This window comes from Amycolatopsis sp. cmx-11-12 (assembly GCF_046269425.1).
GTDB lineage: Bacteria > Actinomycetota > Actinomycetes > Mycobacteriales > Pseudonocardiaceae > Amycolatopsis.
The window spans coordinates 31127-47732 of sequence record NZ_JADNQM010000029.1; the positions used below are offsets into that span (position 1 = coordinate 31127).

Annotated in this window: 20 protein-coding genes; 14 read left to right on the forward strand and 6 right to left on the reverse strand. The window is 67.9% G+C overall.

The window, feature by feature from the left end; all coding sequences use genetic code 11:
* Positions 1 to 11: 11 nt before the first annotated feature.
* The 3 genes from ACLARN_RS31655 (at position 12) to ACLARN_RS31665 (ending at position 2099) form a co-directional block, all read left to right on the forward strand.
* Positions 12 to 197: a DUF6222 family protein gene (locus tag ACLARN_RS31655; RefSeq protein WP_409495140.1), complete on the forward strand. Its 186-nt coding sequence runs from the start codon at positions 12 to 14 to the stop codon at positions 195 to 197.
* A 158-nt stretch (positions 198 to 355) separates the two neighbouring features.
* Positions 356 to 1897, forward strand: a complete 1542-nt coding sequence (locus ACLARN_RS31660; RefSeq protein ID WP_409495212.1) for an acyl-CoA carboxylase subunit beta — start codon at positions 356 to 358, stop codon at positions 1895 to 1897.
* Between the two features lie 10 nt (positions 1898 to 1907).
* Positions 1908 to 2099 carry an acyl-CoA carboxylase subunit epsilon gene (locus tag ACLARN_RS31665; protein ID WP_409495141.1) on the forward strand — a complete coding sequence of 64 codons (192 nt, stop codon included), beginning with the start codon at positions 1908 to 1910 and terminating at the stop codon, positions 2097 to 2099.
* Positions 2100 to 2212: 113 nt separating this feature from the next.
* Here ACLARN_RS31665 and ACLARN_RS31670 read toward each other — a convergent pair whose 3' ends face one another.
* Complete coding sequence (locus tag ACLARN_RS31670; RefSeq protein ID WP_279628219.1) at positions 2213 to 2344, reverse strand: hypothetical protein; 132 nt, start codon at positions 2342 to 2344, stop codon at positions 2213 to 2215.
* A gap of 207 nt (positions 2345 to 2551) precedes the next feature.
* On the opposite strand from ACLARN_RS31670, the gene ACLARN_RS31675 reads away from it, so the two are divergent.
* The 8 genes from ACLARN_RS31675 (at position 2552) to ACLARN_RS31710 (ending at position 7443) form a co-directional block, all read left to right on the forward strand.
* Positions 2552 to 2674 (forward strand): hypothetical protein, encoded by a 123-nt coding sequence (locus ACLARN_RS31675; RefSeq protein ID WP_409495142.1) that lies wholly within the window; start codon positions 2552 to 2554, stop codon positions 2672 to 2674.
* A gap of 112 nt (positions 2675 to 2786) precedes the next feature.
* On the forward strand, positions 2787 to 3095 hold the full coding sequence (locus ACLARN_RS31680) for a DUF6235 family protein (protein WP_409495143.1): 309 nt from the start codon (positions 2787 to 2789) through the stop codon (positions 3093 to 3095).
* Positions 3096 to 3336: 241 nt separating this feature from the next.
* On the forward strand, positions 3337 to 3822 hold the full coding sequence (locus tag ACLARN_RS31685; protein WP_409495213.1) for a DUF6423 family protein: 486 nt from the start codon (positions 3337 to 3339) through the stop codon (positions 3820 to 3822).
* 8 nt (positions 3823 to 3830) lie between these two features.
* On the forward strand, positions 3831 to 5150 hold the full coding sequence (locus ACLARN_RS31690) for an FAD-dependent oxidoreductase (protein ID WP_409495144.1): 1320 nt from the start codon (positions 3831 to 3833) through the stop codon (positions 5148 to 5150).
* Positions 5143 to 5619 carry a DUF6187 family protein gene (locus ACLARN_RS31695; RefSeq protein WP_409495145.1) on the forward strand — a complete coding sequence of 159 codons (477 nt, stop codon included), beginning with the start codon at positions 5143 to 5145 and terminating at the stop codon, positions 5617 to 5619. The genes ACLARN_RS31690 and ACLARN_RS31695 overlap by 8 nt, the downstream gene beginning before the upstream one ends.
* Complete coding sequence (locus ACLARN_RS31700; RefSeq protein ID WP_409495146.1) at positions 5591 to 6145, forward strand: carboxymuconolactone decarboxylase family protein; 555 nt, start codon at positions 5591 to 5593, stop codon at positions 6143 to 6145. Before ACLARN_RS31695 ends, ACLARN_RS31700 begins: the two co-directional genes overlap by 29 nt.
* Positions 6146 to 6411: 266 nt before the next feature.
* Entirely contained in the window at positions 6412 to 6603 is a 192-nt protein-coding gene (locus tag ACLARN_RS31705; RefSeq protein ID WP_409495147.1) for a hypothetical protein, read from the forward strand.
* Positions 6604 to 6834: 231 nt separating this feature from the next.
* Positions 6835 to 7443 carry a DNA-binding response regulator gene (locus ACLARN_RS31710; protein WP_378237287.1) on the forward strand — a complete coding sequence of 203 codons (609 nt, stop codon included), beginning with the start codon at positions 6835 to 6837 and terminating at the stop codon, positions 7441 to 7443.
* Positions 7444 to 7569: 126 nt separating this feature from the next.
* Here ACLARN_RS31710 and ACLARN_RS31715 read toward each other — a convergent pair whose 3' ends face one another.
* On the reverse strand, positions 7570 to 9915 hold the full coding sequence (locus ACLARN_RS31715) for a sensor histidine kinase (RefSeq protein ID WP_409495148.1): 2346 nt from the start codon (positions 9913 to 9915) through the stop codon (positions 7570 to 7572).
* Positions 9916 to 10297: 382 nt separating this feature from the next.
* Here ACLARN_RS31715 and ACLARN_RS31720 point away from each other — a divergent pair, with 382 nt between their 5' ends.
* Complete coding sequence (locus ACLARN_RS31720) at positions 10298 to 10918, forward strand: L-threonylcarbamoyladenylate synthase (RefSeq protein WP_409495149.1); 621 nt, start codon at positions 10298 to 10300, stop codon at positions 10916 to 10918.
* Positions 10919 to 10992: 74 nt separating this feature from the next.
* Here ACLARN_RS31720 and ACLARN_RS31725 read toward each other — a convergent pair whose 3' ends face one another.
* From ACLARN_RS31725 to ACLARN_RS31735, 3 genes are all read right to left on the reverse strand, one after another.
* Positions 10993 to 11679, reverse strand: a complete 687-nt coding sequence (locus tag ACLARN_RS31725; protein ID WP_409495150.1) for a winged helix-turn-helix transcriptional regulator — start codon at positions 11677 to 11679, stop codon at positions 10993 to 10995.
* 61 nt (positions 11680 to 11740) lie between these two features.
* Positions 11741 to 12532 carry a BTAD domain-containing putative transcriptional regulator gene (locus ACLARN_RS31730; protein WP_409495151.1) on the reverse strand — a complete coding sequence of 264 codons (792 nt, stop codon included), beginning with the start codon at positions 12530 to 12532 and terminating at the stop codon, positions 11741 to 11743.
* 167 nt (positions 12533 to 12699) lie between these two features.
* On the reverse strand, positions 12700 to 13305 hold the full coding sequence (locus tag ACLARN_RS31735; RefSeq protein ID WP_409495152.1) for a DNA-binding response regulator: 606 nt from the start codon (positions 13303 to 13305) through the stop codon (positions 12700 to 12702).
* Between the two features lie 447 nt (positions 13306 to 13752).
* Here ACLARN_RS31735 and ACLARN_RS31740 point away from each other — a divergent pair, with 447 nt between their 5' ends.
* Positions 13753 to 14748 (forward strand): DUF1702 family protein, encoded by a 996-nt coding sequence (locus ACLARN_RS31740; protein WP_409495153.1) that lies wholly within the window; start codon positions 13753 to 13755, stop codon positions 14746 to 14748.
* 67 nt (positions 14749 to 14815) lie between these two features.
* On the opposite strand, the gene ACLARN_RS31745 is transcribed toward ACLARN_RS31740, so the two are convergent.
* Positions 14816 to 15514 (reverse strand): helix-turn-helix domain-containing protein, encoded by a 699-nt coding sequence (locus ACLARN_RS31745; protein ID WP_409495154.1) that lies wholly within the window; start codon positions 15512 to 15514, stop codon positions 14816 to 14818.
* 479 nt (positions 15515 to 15993) lie between these two features.
* Here ACLARN_RS31745 and ACLARN_RS31750 point away from each other — a divergent pair, with 479 nt between their 5' ends.
* Entirely contained in the window at positions 15994 to 16599 is a 606-nt protein-coding gene (locus tag ACLARN_RS31750) for a DNA-binding response regulator (protein ID WP_076166597.1), read from the forward strand.
* Positions 16600 to 16606: the final 7 nt, after the last annotated feature.

Sequence of the window (16606 nt, forward strand, 5' to 3'; positions counted from 1 at the left end):
GGGGAAAGATCATGACCGCCAACGAATCCGCCACCGTCCGGCCGGACGAGACACCGGCTCCGGTGCACTCGCTCGACCGGGCGCCGGTGGTGACCACGATGCCTCGGCTCGGGCGGGGGGTGTGCTGGCGCGACATCGTGCGCGAGATCGAAATGGACGAGCTCGAGCGCGAGACGCGGATGAAGGAGGCGGCGTGACCCTGCAAGGCGATCCGGGCGCACAGCGCACGGAGGACTCCGAGGTGGTGCCGCTGCCGGAAGACCGGCTGCGGCGCCCCCGGATCCCGAGGGCGACCGACGGGCAGGTGATCCCGCTCGCCCGCGGCGCCGAACCGGTGCACCCGCCGGAACCGACGATGCCGTTGCTGCGCACCCAGCGCGACGAACTGCGCGAGCATATCGTCGACGGACGGCTCGACGGCGTCCGGCGGCAGCACTCGCTCGGCAAGCACACCGCGCGCGAGCGGCTGGATCTGTTGCTGGACCCCGATTCCTTCACCGAGGTCGAGCTGTACCGGCGGCATCAGGCGAGCGGGCTCGGGCTGGCGGAGAACCGGCCGTACACCGACGGCGTCGTCGCAGGCTCGGGCACCATCGACGGACGGCGGGTGTTCGTCTACGCGCAGGACTTCACCGTCTTCGGCGGGTCGCTCGGCGAGGCGCACGCGGCGAAGATCCACAAGGTGATGGACCTGGCGATCTCCACCGGTTCGCCGCTGATCGGGCTCAACGACAGCGGGGGTGCGCGGATCCAGGAAGGCGTCATGGCGCTCAACGGCTACGGCGGCATCTTCCGCCGTCAGGTCGAGGCGTCCGGTGTCATCCCGCAGATCAGCGTGGTGCTGGGGCCGTGCGCGGGCGGGGCGGCGTATTCGCCCGCGCTCGCGGACTTCGTCTTCATGGTGCGCGACACCGCCCGCATGTACCTGACCGGGCCGGACGTCGTCGAAACCGTGACGGGGGAACGTGTCAGCCACGACGAACTGGGCGGCGCGGACGTGCACGGCGCGTCGTCCGGCGTGGCGACCGTGGTGCACGACGACGAGGAGACGTGCCTCGCCGACGTCCGCTACCTGGTGTCGCTTCTGCCGTCGAACTACCTGGAGCCCGCGCCGCGCGAGCCGTCGCAGGACGCGGGCAAGGACCGGCGGCCGCGGTTCGCCGAACTCGTCCCTGTGGAGCCGAACAAGCCCTACGACATGCGGGACGTCTTCGCGGAATTGGCCGACGACGGCGAGTTCTTCGAGCTGCACGAACGGTGGGCGCAGAACGTGCTGTGCGCGCTCGCGCGGGTCGACGGACGCGTGGTCGGCCTGGTCGGCAACCAGCCGATGATGTTCGCCGGCGTGCTCGACGGCCCGGCGTCGCAGAAAGCGGCGCGGTTCGTGCGGTTCTGTGACGCGTTCAGCATCCCGCTGGTGACCCTCGTGGACGTCCCCGGCTTCCTGCCCGGCGTCGAGCAGGAGCACTCCGGGATCATCCGGCACGGCGCGCAGCTGCTGCACGCCTACTGCGAGGCGACCGTGCCGCGGATCCAGGTCATCCTGCGCAAGGCCTACGGCGGCGCGTACATCGTGATGGACTCGCGGTCCATCGGGACCGACCTTTCACTGGCCTGGCCGACCAACCAGATCGCCGTGATGGGCGCCGAGGGCGCGGTGAACGTGCTGTTCCGCAAGGATCTCGCGGCCGCGTCGGACCCGGACGCGCTGCGCGCCCACCTGGTCGGGGAATACACCGAGGAGTTCATGAACCCGCAATACGCCGCCGAACGTGGCCTCGTGGACGATATAATCGACCCTGCGGACACCCGGTCCGCCGTCGCCAGGGCGCTGGACATGCTGCAGGACAAGCGGAAGGCGGCGCCCCAGCGCAAGCACGGCAACCACCCGATCTGACGGGAGAGCCATGTCACCGTCCGAAAAGGACACAGCGCCGGTCTTCCGGGTCCTGCGGGGGGACCCGGAAGACGCCGAACTCGCGGCGCTCGTCGCCGTCTTCACCGCGCTCGCGGCGACGGCGCCCCCACCCGCGCCGCCCGCGCGTTCGGCCTGGTCCCCGCGCACTCCGGCGACCTGGCGTACCTCCGCCCTGCGCTGAAACCCGCACCTCGCGTGATCAGATGGACGACACGCGTGATGGGACGGCGAACTCGCGTGATCAGACGGAGAACTGCTGAGTTCTCCGTCTGATCACGCGAGTTCGCCTTCTGATCACGCGTGTCGTCCTTTTTGTGCCGGGTCTCGTTGCTCGGGGACGGCCGGGTCGGGCCACGACAGGCCCAGCAGGTCGATGTCCAGCTCGTCGTCGGCGTAGATCTCGTACGGGTCGAGGCGCTCGGTCATGGCGTGCTCCTAGGGTTTCCGGTTACTACCAGAGGACTACCGGGACCCCCTCATCGGCGACTTGTGATTTGCTCATCAGGATCTTCATCCGTCCTCGAGTACGCCACGATCGGCTTCCGATCGGACGGGTCCATCCTTGGTTGTCAAGTGAGCTCTTCATCCAAGGCCGGGAGGAACGTCATGACGGCACAGGTGCGAATTTGGGTCGTGACCGATGATTTCGACCCGCGTGGGATCACCGAGACCGAGGAGACGGCCATCGCCTGGGAGCCGAGGCGGAGCGCCGAAAGCGAGTCCCCGGCCGAGCACGTCGTCCTCGGCTACAACTAGCGCCATGAGCCACGACCGGCATGGACAGCAAGACCAAAGAAGACCACCGGGTATCGCGCGCGGGAGAATGAACATCCCCCGTGACCCGGCGAGACCTCGAGGAGGCCTACGGATGGCTATGCGCCTCCAGCTCACGTCGGGTTTGCAGGTGCTGGAAGAATGGGCGATCAACGCCCCGCAGGCCGACCGCAATGTTATCTACGAAGCCCTCTTCGCGGTAGCCGATGGGTCCGCTTTTCTCATCTACGACATTTTCGGAGATGGCCGGGATCCGCATCAGTTCATTATTCTGGTGAAACACGACCTCGTCATCAGAATAGGGCTACGGCGCACCGATTCCTCGTTCGAGATCGTCTATATCGGCGCATTGGAGCAGGGCTCTCCTGCCGCGGTATGGGCCGAGGACGCCGACGGCAGCTGACCGGTACCGCTGAACGGCCCAGTCCTCGACGCTGGCGCCGGCGGTCTTTCGCGGTAGTGGATCATGTGTTCCTCATCTTGACACCGTCCACTTCGACGTGAAATTCTTCCGGTGTTTTACGGATTGGGAAATTCTGCCAGTCGAAAATTCCTTTTATCGAGGTCTGGAGGCAGGAAAAATGTCGTCACCCGAATTCCCTGGACTCGACGTTTCCACGCGGGTACGTGCGCGTGACATTCAGATGGCCGGGGTCGCCGACGTCCGTCGCCGGGTGCTGATGATCTCCGGCGCGATCGACACCACCGACCACGACGTCTCCGTCAGCGTCAACCTGCCGGAGCCGGGTCGCTGGCAGGTGATCAAATCCGAGACCAACCTGACCGACAAGACCTGGGTCGCGATGCAGGTCGTCACCGACGAGGACTCGACCTTCGTCAACGACGCCGAGACCCTGGTGCTTTCCCGCCAGTTCTCGAAGTCCTTCATGACGCCGGACCTTCGCCGCCTCACCTTCTACGACGGCGAGGTCCGCCCCGGAGAGGCCGTACTGAAGGTGTACTCGCTGGACGCGGGCGGCCGGAAGCCGACCTATTCCTACTCCCGCTACAGCCCGATCGCGACCGACACCGCCGAGCGGTCCCAGCAGACACTGGACGAACTGATCAGCAACGGGATGAAGCAGCGCCCCGTGATCGAGCTGATCGTCCCGGTGACCGTGATCGGCTGAGCACGCCGGTGATCACCTTCGTTCCGGAACCCCACCTGCTCGAATCGCCGCGCGGCCGGGAGTGGCCGGTCCTGCCCGCCGCCCGCCCGGTCACCACCTCCGAACCGCCGTCCGGCGCCGACGTCGTCATCGTCGGTGCCGGCCCCGCCGGGCTCGCCGTCGCTTCCGCACTGTGGCACCACGGCGTGCGCGACATCGTCGTCGTCGACCGCGACGGCCGCCCCTGTGGCCGGTTCTTCGACCGCGTCGACCTGCTCGGCCAGCGCGTCCTGCGGTCACCGTACGAACACCACCCCGGCGTCGAGGGCTACCGCGACTGCGAACTGCTGGACTTCGCCCGGCTGCACTGGTCGGTGCTGACCCCGGTGGAGCGCCGCGAGATCCGGATGGCGCAGGCCGGGCACCGCTCGGTCGTCCCCGTCGACGTCTTCGAGGCCTACTGCACGCATCTGGCCGCGAGCCACCATGTCACGGAACGGACCTGGCGCGGTTCGGTCCGTGAGGTGCTGCCGACGTCGCAAGCCGTCACCGTGCGCGCCGACCGGTTCTCCGTCACCGCCCGCCACGCGGTGCTGTGCCTCGGCGAGGAGCGCCGGTCCGCACCGGACACCTGGTGGGGCGGCGGCTATCCGCCGCGCGGCGTGAGCTACTGGGACGAACCCGTTCCCAGCGGCGGAAAACGGCTCGCCGTCGTCGGCGCCGGCCTGACCGCCGCGCACCTGATCACCAACGGGCTCGCCCAAGGCCGCGAGGTGCACTGGGTCGTCCGAGAAGCGGGCGAGCGCTACCAATGCGCCGACGTCAACTCGTCGTTCTTCCGCCCCGAAGGCCGTGCGCGCTTCGATGGCGTGAGCTGGTCCGACCGGCTCGAGCTGATGAGCCGGTTCCGCCGCGCGTCGATCATGTTCGAGTTCCGGCCGATGCTCGAAGCGGCCGAAGCCGAAGGGCGGCTGGTCGTGCATCGCGGCAAGGCGATCACGAAGGTGACGCCGGGTGTCGGCCTCCACCTCGAAGGCGGCTCGGCTGTCACGGTCGACCACGCCGTGCTGGCACTGGGCACGACGCCGTCCATCGGCGACGGCCTGATGCCCGACGAGGCCGTCCTGGATCGCGGCGGCTGGCCCCAGCTGGACGAGTGCACGTTCGCCTACGTCGGCGCGCCCCGGGTCTTCGCCGTCGGCGCGGCCGCGGGGATGGCCTTGGGCCCGGCCGCTCGCAACATCGACGGTCACCGCGTCGCCACCGCGCGGGTCGCGGCCGCCGTCGCCGAGAACCTGCGGCGGGACGCCCCGCTGCGCGCCGCCACGAAGGACGTCGCCCGTGTCTGAGTCTTACGACTCCCGGTTCACCCTGCCCTCGATCGACGACGATCCGTCGACCGAGGCCGGCGTGATCCTGATGGGTTTGGACGCCGAGCGCCTGCTCGCCGGTGTCGGGCTCGCGCGGATCGCCGACGAGCCCGCACTGGTCGCGCTGGCCGTGGACCAGGCCCGGCACGACGCGCTCGCCCTGGACACCGAGGCGCTGATCGAAGCCGGGATCACCCGCTGGCGCGCGGTGCGCCCGCTGATCGCGGCAGGTCCGGAGATGACAGTGGCCGGTTCCCTGCGTAAAGAATGGGAACAGACCACCGCGAGGGTCACCGCCACGGTGACCGGGCTGGGACCGGCTTCGGTCGCCTGCCTCGCGGCCTGCTGGCTGCGCCGCGACGACGTCGACAGGTTCGCCGAACACGGGCGGACGCCGGAAAAGGGGAGTGGTTCACGCGATGTCCTATCTCGGGTCTTTGCCGACTGACGCCACGTTGCTGCAGGTCTTCCAGAAGTTCCCCGCCCCGGCGTCGAAACTGCTGGACTTCCACGAGCTGATCATGCGGGCGCCGTCGGCGTTCAGCGCGGGAGAACGGGAACTGATCGCCGCGTATGTCTCCGGCGTCAACGATTGCCGGTACTGCCACGGGGTCCACACCGTCACCGCGGAGGCTTTCGGTGTGCCGGAAGGACTTCTGGTCGCCGCACTGACCGATCTGGACTCCTCGCCCGTGGACGCCCGCATGAAGCCCGTGCTGGCCTACGTGGGCAAGCTGACGCGGACGCCGTCGAAAGTGACCGACGCCGACGCCGAAGCCGTGTTCGCGGCGGGCTGGGACGAGGCCGCGCTGCACGACGCCGTCCTCGTCTGCGCCTTGTTCAACTTCATGAACCGGATGGTCGAGGGACTCGGGATCCGCGCCGACGCCGCGTACGCGAAGACCTCGGGAGTGCGGCTGAAAGAGGGCGGGTACGCGGGTCTGGCGAGGTTGCTGGCCGAAGCTCATGACTAAGCCATTCGTGTCATGATCTCGGTCAATTAACCACACTCGGTCACTGTCGCCCGATAGGCGGATCCAGTAGCGTTCCGTGATCGGATCTCCCGGTCGTTACTCCATCCGGTGGCCATGATCGCGGAAGTGGAGCAGTCCAGGAGAACCTTCTGGCGTAGGCGAAAAGCACATTCTCGCGATGATTCCTGGCACTGGCCGCGTACCGGCCTCGGGAAGCACGATTTCCGCATCGAAGGAAATCCACCGAAACGCCTGGGAGCCACTCGATGAAGAACGCTGTGACCGACACCGTCCGCTCGCTCTTCGCCGTCCGAGGGATCGACACCGACTCCGCCGGGAGCCGGGTCGACCTGGTGATCGACCGGTTCGACAACTGGACGAACCGGCCGGGCGGGCAGGTCTTCGACTGCTTCACCGGCGCCTGTTGCACCGCTCCGCCCCTGGCCGAGGCGAGCTGAGAGCACCTCCGCCTGCCGCCACTCGCACCCCGAGCGCGAGTGGCGGCAGCCGCGCGTGCCGACTGGCGACGGAAAGTCACCGACCGACTGTGGAATTCGTAGCCGTATGACACTTTTGTCCTAGCGCCGCCGAAAGGGACCAAGCGGACTCACCACCCGAACGGTGGAACGCGTTCCGCCCGGGCGTGTTTATGTTGGGGTCCACGGGGGCGTGCGTGGAGGGGCGGCGCGATGGTGATCAGAGTTCTCGTGGCCGAAGACATGCACATCGTCAGGGGGGCGCTCGTGGCGCTGCTGCGGTTGGAGCCGGACATCGAAGTGGTGTCCGAAGTGGCGTGCGGCGACGAGATCCTCGCCGCCGCGCGGACTTCGCGCACCCAGGTCGCCGTCATCGACATCGATCTCCCCGGCAAGGACGGTCTCACCGCGGCCACCGAACTCCACGAGCAGCTGCCCGAGGTCAGAACGCTGATCCTGACCAGCCTCGGCAGGCCTGGCACGCTCCGCCGGGCCTTGGCGGCCAAAGTGAACGGGTTCCTGTTGAAGGACGCCCCCGCGGAGAAACTCGCCAACGCCGTGCGCGGCGTGGCGGCCGGACGGCGGATGGTCGACGGCGATCTGGCGCTCGCCGCCTGGGACACCGTGGAATGCCCGCTGACCCCGCGCGAGATCGACGTCCTGCGGTTGACCGCGGAAGGCCGCGACACCCTGGAGGTCGCGGCGAAGGCCTTTCTCTCCACCGGAACCGTGCGCAACTACCTGACCACGATCGTTTCGAAGCTCAACGCGCGCAACCGGGTCGACGCGATCCGCATCGCCAAAGAGTCCGGCTGGATCTAGGGACCGTGCTCAGAGGCGGATCTCGCGTGCTCAGATCCCGTACACGTGAGTCACGCCTTCAAGCACGCGAGTCCGGTGTCTGATCACGCGAGTTACGGCGTTGCGCACGTGAGTCCGGCGAACGGGTTAGACCGGCACCACCGCGCGCAGCCGGAACCGCCCGTCGGCCTCGACGCCGGCGGTCAGCTCACCGCCGAGTCCGGCGACGCGGTCGGACATGTTCGTGATGCCACTGCCCGCGGCCTCGACCCGCACCGGCTTCTCCGTCTTCGGCCGCCCGTTTTCGACGCCGTCGTTGACGATGTCCAGCGAGACGCCGTCGCCGATCCGCCGCACGGCGATCTCGCAGCGTTCGACCTTGCTGTGCCGCAACACATTCGTGACGCCTTCGCGCAGCACCACGGCCAGCACCGTGCGTACCGTCGCCGGCAGGTCCTCGTGCTCGATCTCCAGCCGCACCTGGACGTCGGCGGCCACCAGCACCGCCTGCGCCGACCGGGACTCCTGGTCCAGTGACAGTTCCCGGTAGCCGCTCGCCACCGAGCGGACGTCGGTCAGGGCCTGCCGCGTCAGCCCGAGGATCTCCAGCAGTTCGTCGGAGGCCCGATTCGTGTCGATGTCCATGATCCGGCTGGTCAGCTCGCTCTTCAGCGCGATCGCCGAAAGGCTCATCCCCAGCAGGTCGTGCAGGTCGCGGGCGAAGCGCAGCCGCTCCTCCGCGACCGCGACCTCGGCGAGCCGCTTCCGGGTCTCGCCCAGTTCGGTCACCAGCCGGATCAGCCAGATCAGCCCGAAGACCATCAGCCCGGTGTTCAGGATGGACGCGAAACTGTAGAAGCCGCCGATGAAGTCGGTGCCGTATTCGATCCGGACCAGCACCACGCCGACGGCGGTCGCGGTGAACGCCGTCCACCCCGCAAGCGGCGGCAGCACCAGCAGCGCGGTGCCGGCGAACAGGCTGGGCAGGCTCACCCAGGTGCTCCCGAGCGGGATCAGCGGCAGGAAGATCAGGCAGGCCTGGACGAACAGCAGCGCGTAACTCTGCCGCGAGCGCAACCGGACGTTCGGCCTGGCGAAATAGGACAGTTGCAGCGTGATCAGCGCGGTGAGGTAGCCGACGGTGAACGCGATGTACCAGGTGTCCGCGGTCAGCGCGACCCAGAAGTCATGTCCGGTCAGCATGAAGGCCCGGGTCAGCGCGGAGAGACCGAAGAGGATGAAGATCACCGTCAGCGTCCAATGGACGTTCCTGGCCTCGATCCGGGACCAGTGGCCGGGTTCCTGGGCCAGCGCCGTCTCGGTGGGCTCGGCCTGTTCGGGCACCGGGAGTTCGGCGCGCAGCCGCCACCGGCCCGCCGCGTCGGGTCCGGCGCTGAGCGTTCCGCCGTGCCCGGAGACCTCTTCGGTCACCGCGCGCAAGCTCTCGGCCGTTTCCTCCGGGACGTCTTCGTGCGCCGTCCCGTCGTGGACGATCTCCAGCGCGACCCGGCCCTCGCTCTCGCGCACGGTGATCTCGCAGTGCTCGACGCCGGTGTAGCGGAGCACGTTCGTGACGCCCTCCCGCAGCACCTTCGCCAGCAGCGTCCGCAGCTTCACCGGCAGCTCGACCTGTTCGAGGTCGACCCGCACCGCGACGTTCGACGCCGAGAGCAGCGAGACCGCGGTCCGTGATTCCTTGTCGAGCGACAGCTCCCGGTAACCCCTGGCCACCGAGCGCACGTCGGACAGCGTCCGCTGGGCGATCCCGGTGATCTCGGCGAGTTCTTCGCGGGCCTGGTCCAGCGACTTGCGCAGCAGCCGGTGCACCAGTTCACCCTTGAGGGCGATCGCGGAAAGGCTGAGGCCGAGCAGATCGTGCAGGTCCCTCGCGAACGCCAGCCGCTGCTCGGCCACGGCCCGCCTCGCCAGTTCGGTCCTGGCCTGGTGCAGTTCGGTCACCAGCCGCGCGAGCCAGGTCAGCAGGTACACGACCAGCGCGTAGAAGAACGCGCTGATGCTGTCGAACACCGCTCCGAGCCAAGTGTCGTCGTAGGTCCACAGGATCCACGTCGTGCCCGCCATGAACACGGTGAACACCGTCCAGCCCGTCCGCGGCCGGAAGAGCAGCAGCGCGCTGCCCGCCGCGAGGGTGGTCAGGGAGCTCAGCGCCGCCTCGAAGTGCAGGGTTGGAAGGTAGGCCAGGCAGGCCTGGACCACCAGCATGCCCTTCGCGAGCTTCGTGTCCAGCCGGACCGCCGGACGGCTGAAGAACAGCAGCTGGATCGCCAGCACGGGCCCGACGTACAGCACCGCCAGCAGCCCATGCCAGAAGTCCATCCCCGGCCGCAGCAGCACCGCGAGGAGACCGAACAGGCAGGAGTTGACGAAGACGACGGTGATGATCAACCCGGCGAGGAACAGCGCGCGTCGGGGGCGCCGATCGATCCCGGCGGTCCCCAGAGGTTCGGCGGTCACCGCGAGCTGTTCCGGCACAGGCACCCCAGTGGTAACAGGAGACGTCTTACTCTTTGTCGTGCTTCGCCCTCAAGACGGCCGAGGCCGGGCGCCGCACGACCTTCCATCGCGGTGTATTCGGATCCTAACCCATGCTCGTTACCCCGGTTGATCGTTCAGGGTAAGGGAGAACGACGAACAGGGAGACGTTTTCCCAGCCGGGGACAGGGAAAATCCCGCCGGTCACCCGGGCGGGTGTGGGACGTTCGCACCATGCGAACGGTCGCGGAACACGCCACGATGGAAGAGATGGGACTCCGATGGACTCCACTGTGTACCGAACGGCGTGTACCTACAGCGGGCACGCCACGCCGGGTGGCCTCTCGCGGCGGGAGCGGCCCGGTGGCTCTAAGCTCGGCGCATGGCCAGGTACTTCGACGTACATCCGGAAAATCCGCAACGGCGCGCGATCGGACAGGTCGTCGACATCCTGCGCGAGGACGGACTGATCGCGTACCCGACGGACTCCTGCTTCGCGCTGGGCTGCCAGCTGGGGAACAAGGACGGCATCGACCGCATCCGGAGCATCCGCAAGCTCGACGACCGCCACCACTTCACCCTGGTGTGCCAGGACTTCGCCCAGCTGGGCCAGTTCGTGCACATCGACAACACGGTCTTCCGGGCGATCAAGGCGTCCACACCGGGCAGTTACACGTTCATCCTCCCGGCGACCAAGGAGGTTCCGCGCCGTCTGCTGCACGCCAAGAAGAAGACCGTCGGCGTGCGCATCCCGGACCATGTGGTCACCCAGGCACTGCTGGGCGAACTCGGCGAACCGCTGCTGTCGAGCACGCTGCTGCTGCCCGACCAGGAGGAGCCGATGACCCAGGGCTGGGACATCAAGGAGCGGTTGGAACACGTGGTGGACGCGGTGATCGACTCCGGCGAGTGCGGGGTCGAACCCACCACGGTCATCGATTTCTCGGCGGGGGAACCGGAGATCGTGCGGCACGGCGCCGGCGACACCTCACGCTTCGAATGACGCGATTCGGCACCTGCTTGCGATCGTTGCGTGTGAATCCATCGCAAGTAGGTGCCGAATGGCGAGGTGTGCCTTCAGTGCGTGAGGAGCCCTTCGGCCTTCGACGGCGCCGAGGGGATGTGGAACAGCCGCGTGAACAGCTCCAGATGCGCCGGGTCGCCCTTGATGGCCACCGCGCCGCAGGTGAGCGCGCTCGTGGCGTCCAGCTCGCCGTTCAGCAGCTTGAGCATGAGCGGGCCGCGCGGCTCGATGACGATGTCCGGGTCGGGGTGTGGGCCCTCGCCCGCGGTCACCGCGCCGTCCTCGACCACCGCGTGGACGATCATCTGGTCGCCGTAATGCAGCTCGAACGAGCCCTGGACGCCGCGTGCCTCGTCCGGCTGGAACGTCGTGTACAGCGACAGGATGGCCGCGTCGAGGGTGAACAGGTCGTCCACCGCGGGGTCGGTGAGCGAACGGGCACCCCACAGACCGAGCTGCAACAGGATCTGGTCGAGGTCGTTGCCGTACTCGGTCAGCTCGTAGACCACCCCGGCGTCGAGCTGGGAAAGCACCCGGCGCTGGACGACGCCGTGCCGTTCGAGTTCGTTGAGCCGGGTCGACAGGATGCTCGTCGGGATCTTCGGCAGGCCATGCTGCAGCTCGTCGAAACGCTTCGGGCCGAGCACCAGGTCGCGGATCACGAGCAGGGACCAGCGTTCCCCGATGATCTCGAGCGCGCGGGCGAGGCCGCAGAACTGGCCGTAGGTGCGAGCGGTCATGCTTGACTCCTCAACTTCCTGGATCTGGTGACGGGGTGGTGCTCGTTCGCCGGTCCGGCGATCAGCGGACCGGATGTCCCTCGGAGAGCAGTTCGCGGTGCAGCTCTCGCAGTTCGGCGCAGGGTTCCACCCCCAGTTCGTCGTCGAGCCTCGCGCGCAGCCACTCGTAGGAGGCCAGCGCGTCACTGCGCCGCCCGCTGAGCCCCAGCGCGCGGATCAGCTGGGCGTGCAGGGTTTCGTCGAACGGGTTCGCGGTGGTCAGCGACCGCAGCACCCCGAGCATCTCCCGATGCCGCCCGGCCCGGATCTCGGCCTCGATCCACAGGTCACGGGCGTTGCGCCGGTGCTCCAGCAGATAGACGGTGTAGGCGGCCAGCGTCGGTCCACAGTGGATGTTGGCCAGCGGTGGACCGGACCACAGGTCCAGCGCGGTACGGAACGCGTGCGCGGCCGCCGCGTTGTCGCCGTCGGCCAGCAGGTCTCGGCCGAGATGGTGCAGCCGCTGGAACTCCGACACGTCGACCACGGCCGCGTCGACGTCCAGCCGGTACCCGGGCGGCCTGGTGACCAGCAGATCACCGTCGGGGTCGAGGTGACGGCGGAGGTGGTGGACGTAGGTGTGCAGGGTCCGGCGGACACTGCGCGGGGGAGTGTCGTTCCACAGCTCGTGGACGAGGGAGTCGACGTGGACCGTCTTGCCGGGCCGGATGAGCAGCATCGCCAGCAGTTGCAGGAGTTTCGGTGTGGTCGGCGCGCGATCGGCCCCGCCGGCGTGCAGTTCGAGCGGGCCGAGGAGCCTCGCGCGCACCGCGATGTTCGCGACGTCTCCCGGTTCGGTACTCATCCCGTGCATCCCCTGCCCCTCCGGCGGACTCCCCCTCAGTGACGGTGACAGAGGGAGAACCTTCGGAACAGTGCCGGAAACATCCGGCGAACCGTGATTTCTTCGTTGCGCCGTATGCGATCGTCACGACCTGGTGCACGGAACCGGTTGTGGCAAAGGAGAAGACGCGCGGATGGTCAGAGCCAGTCGGAATCGGTGGCGATACGGATGGCGTCGACCCGGTTGCGGGCGTTGAGTTTCGTGACCACCGTGGCGAGATAGTTCCGCACGGTACCCGGTGACAGGAACAGCTCCGCCGCGATGTCGGCGACCGTGCGGCCGTTCGCCGCGAGGCGGAGGATCTCGGCTTCCCGCGGTGTCAGCGGGCAATCCTCCGTTTCCCATGCGGAAAGCGCGAGTTCACTGTCGATGACCCGGCGGCCGATGGCGACCGAGCGGACGGCGTTCGCGAGCTTGTCGGCGGGCGCGTCCTTGAGCAGGAAGCCGTTGACCTTCGCGTCGAGCGCGCGGCGCACGGTGCCAGGACGGCCGAGCGAGGTGAGGATCAGCGTGCGGACGTCGGGAAGTTGCTGGTAGAGCTCGGAAGCGGCGGCGAGCCCATCCTTGGCGGGCAGGTCGATGTCGATGATCGCGACGTCCGGGAGGTACTCCGCGGCCATCGGGAGGATCTTGTCGCCCGAGCAGACCTCCGCGACGACCTCGATGTCCTGCTCGAGGTTCAGCAGAGCGACCAAGGCGCCGCGGACCATGTGCATATCCTCGGCCAATAGGACTCGGATCACTCCGACCTCCTCTTCCCCATAATGCGCTAACTCTCAGTGTACATAGCAAACCCGGAAGAGTGAATCTGAATCGCACGATTCAAGGTTGTGCTTTTTCCGGCGCCCTGCTCGGCCGATCAAGGCCCCTGGTGAGCTGCGACGATGGCAGAGCTTCGAGTATGCTGCCCCTGCCGTACAAGAGCGATCGATCGATTACCCGGTGTTAGGTCAGAAGACGGTAAAATTGCCGCCATAAGTGCTTTCCATTCCCTGTTGAGTACGTCTCGCTCCGGTGAATTCAGCTGGCGAACGGGTGAATTCACCATTGTCGTGGCCGCGAATGGACTGTTCGGCGGTACCGGCGCCGACCTCGATCGGCCGTCGAGCGGGCGGCGATCACGGCGTGGTCTCCTCGGCAAGAGCCGAGTTCGCGCGCGAAGCCGACACTATCCACAAAGGACGTATGTGATGAGCTCATTGCTGGGTGCACTGCGCAAGGTCTTGTTCGCGCCCTCGCTGGCTTCGGTCGGCTTCGAGGGACGAGGCTTCGGGGTGCCGCCGACACCGGAGACCGCCCGGCTCGAGTCGATCCCGCAGTCGGTGGTGTGCGGGTTCGAATGGGGGATCGACGCGCCGGCACTGTGGGAGGCCGAGCGGCGGCTGGACATGGTCGAGCCGGAGATGCGCGGGTTCGCCTACGAGGGCGCGGCGATGGCGTTCACCATCCTCGACGTCATGCCCGGCGGCCGCAAGGACCGCACCGCCGAACTGATGGGCGGCCCGGGCCTCCCGCACGTTTTCCTGACCTACATCGGCATCGGATTCGCGATGGCCCGGCTGCCGCGACCGTTGTGGAAGAAGGTGCTGCCGGATCTGGACGGCGTCCCGTTCCATCCGACGATGAGCTGGCTGGCCGTCGACGGCTACGCCTTCGATCGCGCCTACTTCGACACGCGCAAGTGGGTCGACGAGCAGTTCGTCCCCAAGCCGTACCCGTGGGCGGGCGCTCCCGCGTACTTCCCTCGCGCCTGTGACCAGGGCATCGGGCGGGCGCTGTGGTTCATCAACGGCGCCGACCCGGTGAAGGTCGCCGCGGCGGTGAACCGCTTCCCGGCCGAACGCCGTGGGGACTTGTGGAGCGGGGTCGGGCTGGCCTCGACCTTCGCGGGCGGCTGCGATCAGCCGGGGCTGACCAGGCTGCGCGAGTCGGCGGGGGAGCACCAGGACGAACTCGGCCTCGGCGTCGTGTTCGCGGTGAAGGCGAGGACGTTCTCGTCGTTCGTCCCGCCGCACACCCGCCGCGCCGCGCGGACGCTGGCCGGGCTGAGCATCGAGGAGGCCGTCGACCTCGCCGACTCGACCGAGGTCACCGCGAACGCCGCCGACGGGACGCCCGCCTACGAACTCTGGCGGCAGAACATCCGGGAGGGTTTCGCTCCCTCGGCGGGCCGGCTGTCCGCCTGAGGTCCCGTAGATGTGAGGAAAGGGTCCTTCAAGACGGAGATCGTCTTGAAGGACCCTTTCCTGACACTCAGGCAGCGCGCTTGAACAGCTCCGGCCGTCGCCGCAGGTCGGGCAGCGCGAGCAGGACCGGCGGATCGAACAGGCACTTGGGGCGCATCCGCAGGTCCGCCAGCCGCGCGGTGACGCCCGGCTCGACGGTGATCGGGCCGTGGTGCCCGCTGTACCCGGTGCCGCGGCGCGTGAGCGGCCCGGTCACGCAGTGCGCGACGAGATGCCAGGTACCTTCGGGGACCTCGGTGAGCTGATAGGGGCCGGGGACGTCGATCACCGTGTGGCGAACGGGCGCGCCCTCCGGGATACGCGTCGGGAAGAGGCCGACGAAGACGAGGCCGGGCGAGATCTCCGGCGGCGCCGACACGAAACCGCGGACGATCGCGGGCTTCGCACCGGGAAGGGGCTCGCCGGCCAGCCGTCGCTGGAAACCGCCCTGCTGGCGGTACGCGGAGGGGGAGAGACCGACGCGGCTGCTGAACCGCGTGCTGAAGGTACCGACGCTGTTGTAGCCGACGCGGTGGCTGATGTCGGCGACCGTAAGCGAGGTCACCAGCAGCAGTCGCTTGGCTTCGTCGAGCCGCAGCGCGGACAGGAACCTGCCTGGCGAGACGCCGGTGGCCTGCTGGAACACCCTGGTGAAATGGAATTTGCTGAACTTCGCGGCGCGGGCGATCTCGTCGATAGTGAGCTCTTCGCCCAGTTTCTCGTTCATGGCCCCAATGGCTCGCTCCACGGCTCGCCGGACAGTCTCATCCATTGTACCGTCCTTTCGATCGAGGAATTCTGGCTTGCTTTGCGGTTTCGACAGTAGTGTTCGCCGCCGCTTCTCCTGAAGTGCTTGATTCACCGCCGGATATGGATTCATGTGTGCGGTGACGTGAAAATTTCACGGGGTCCGGCGAGGGCAGGGCGTCACGGGAAGGCCATGTGAAAACCACAGGTCGGCGGTGGTGTGAACACTGGATCTCCACGGCCGGTGGCCGCAAAATTGCAGGTAGCGCATTCACGCCGGAACCACCCCGGCCGTGTTGGCGCGGTCCGAAGAACGCATTCCCGCGGCAACACAGAACCGGCCCTTGACCGCGTCCCCCCGCGGCGGTCAAGGGCCGGTTTCCATTTCGCGGGACCGGTGTGTGAGGATAGTATTGTCGGCTCGTGGGGCGAGGCGCAGGCGAAAGGCGGATGGGGTCGATGATCAAGGTCCTGGTCGCGGAGGACATGCACATTGTCCGAGGGGCCCTGGTCGCGTTGCTCGGGCTGGAAGCCGACATAGAGGTCGTCGCCGAATGCGCCAGCGGTGACGAGATCCTTCCGCTCGCCCGGTCCTCGCGCCCCGACATCGCGCTCATCGACATCGACCTGCCAGGCAAGGACGGACTCACCGCCGCCGCCGAACTGCACGAACAACTGCCCGGGGTCCGCACGCTGATCCTCACCTCGCTCGGCAGCCCCGGAACCCTCCGGCGGGCGCTGGCCGCGAAGGTCAACGGCTTCCTGCGCAAGGACGCGCCCGCCGACAGGCTGGCCAACGCGGTCCGCGGGGTCGCCGCCGGGCGGCGCGTCGTCGACGGTGATCTGGCGCTCGCGGCCTGGGACAGTGAGGAATGTCCGCTCACGGCACGGGAGATCGAGGTGCTCCGGCTGGCGTCGGTCGGTTCCGATCCGACCGAGATCGCGGCCGAACTTTTCCTGTCCGCCGGGACCGTGCGGAACTATTTGACGACGATCGTGTCGAAGCTCAGCGCCCGCAACCGCGTCGACGCGGTGCGGATCGCGCGGGAGTCCGGCTGGCTGTGACGCCGGT

Excerpts from the sequence above, each read along its gene's own strand:
- ACLARN_RS31710 (WP_378237287.1), top strand. The coding sequence starts at position 6,835 with ATGGTGATCAGAGTTCTCGTGGCCGAAGACATGCACATCGTCAGGGGG.
- ACLARN_RS31750 (WP_076166597.1), top strand. The coding sequence starts at position 15,994 with ATGATCAAGGTCCTGGTCGCGGAGGACATGCACATTGTCCGAGGGGCC.
- ACLARN_RS31670 (WP_279628219.1), bottom strand. The coding sequence starts at position 2,344 with ATGACCGAGCGCCTCGACCCGTACGAGATCTACGCCGACGACGAGCTG.
- ACLARN_RS31745 (WP_409495154.1), bottom strand. The coding sequence starts at position 15,514 with ATGAACGAGAAACTGGGCGAAGAGCTCACTATCGACGAGATCGCCCGC.
- ACLARN_RS31725 (WP_409495150.1), bottom strand. The coding sequence starts at position 11,679 with ATGACCGCTCGCACCTACGGCCAGTTCTGCGGCCTCGCCCGCGCGCTC.
- ACLARN_RS31660 (WP_409495212.1), top strand. The coding sequence starts at position 356 with ATGCCGTTGCTGCGCACCCAGCGCGACGAACTGCGCGAGCATATCGTC.
- ACLARN_RS31740 (WP_409495153.1), top strand. The coding sequence starts at position 13,753 with ATGAGCTCATTGCTGGGTGCACTGCGCAAGGTCTTGTTCGCGCCCTCG.
- ACLARN_RS31730 (WP_409495151.1), bottom strand. The coding sequence starts at position 12,532 with ATGCACGGGATGAGTACCGAACCGGGAGACGTCGCGAACATCGCGGTG.
- ACLARN_RS31655 (WP_409495140.1), top strand. The coding sequence starts at position 12 with ATGACCGCCAACGAATCCGCCACCGTCCGGCCGGACGAGACACCGGCT.
- ACLARN_RS31680 (WP_409495143.1), top strand. The coding sequence starts at position 2,787 with ATGGCTATGCGCCTCCAGCTCACGTCGGGTTTGCAGGTGCTGGAAGAA.
- ACLARN_RS31665 (WP_409495141.1), top strand. The coding sequence starts at position 1,908 with ATGTCACCGTCCGAAAAGGACACAGCGCCGGTCTTCCGGGTCCTGCGG.
- ACLARN_RS31705 (WP_409495147.1), top strand. The coding sequence starts at position 6,412 with ATGAAGAACGCTGTGACCGACACCGTCCGCTCGCTCTTCGCCGTCCGA.
- ACLARN_RS31720 (WP_409495149.1), top strand. The coding sequence starts at position 10,298 with ATGGCCAGGTACTTCGACGTACATCCGGAAAATCCGCAACGGCGCGCG.
- ACLARN_RS31685 (WP_409495213.1), top strand. The coding sequence starts at position 3,337 with ATGGCCGGGGTCGCCGACGTCCGTCGCCGGGTGCTGATGATCTCCGGC.
- ACLARN_RS31700 (WP_409495146.1), top strand. The coding sequence starts at position 5,591 with ATGTCCTATCTCGGGTCTTTGCCGACTGACGCCACGTTGCTGCAGGTC.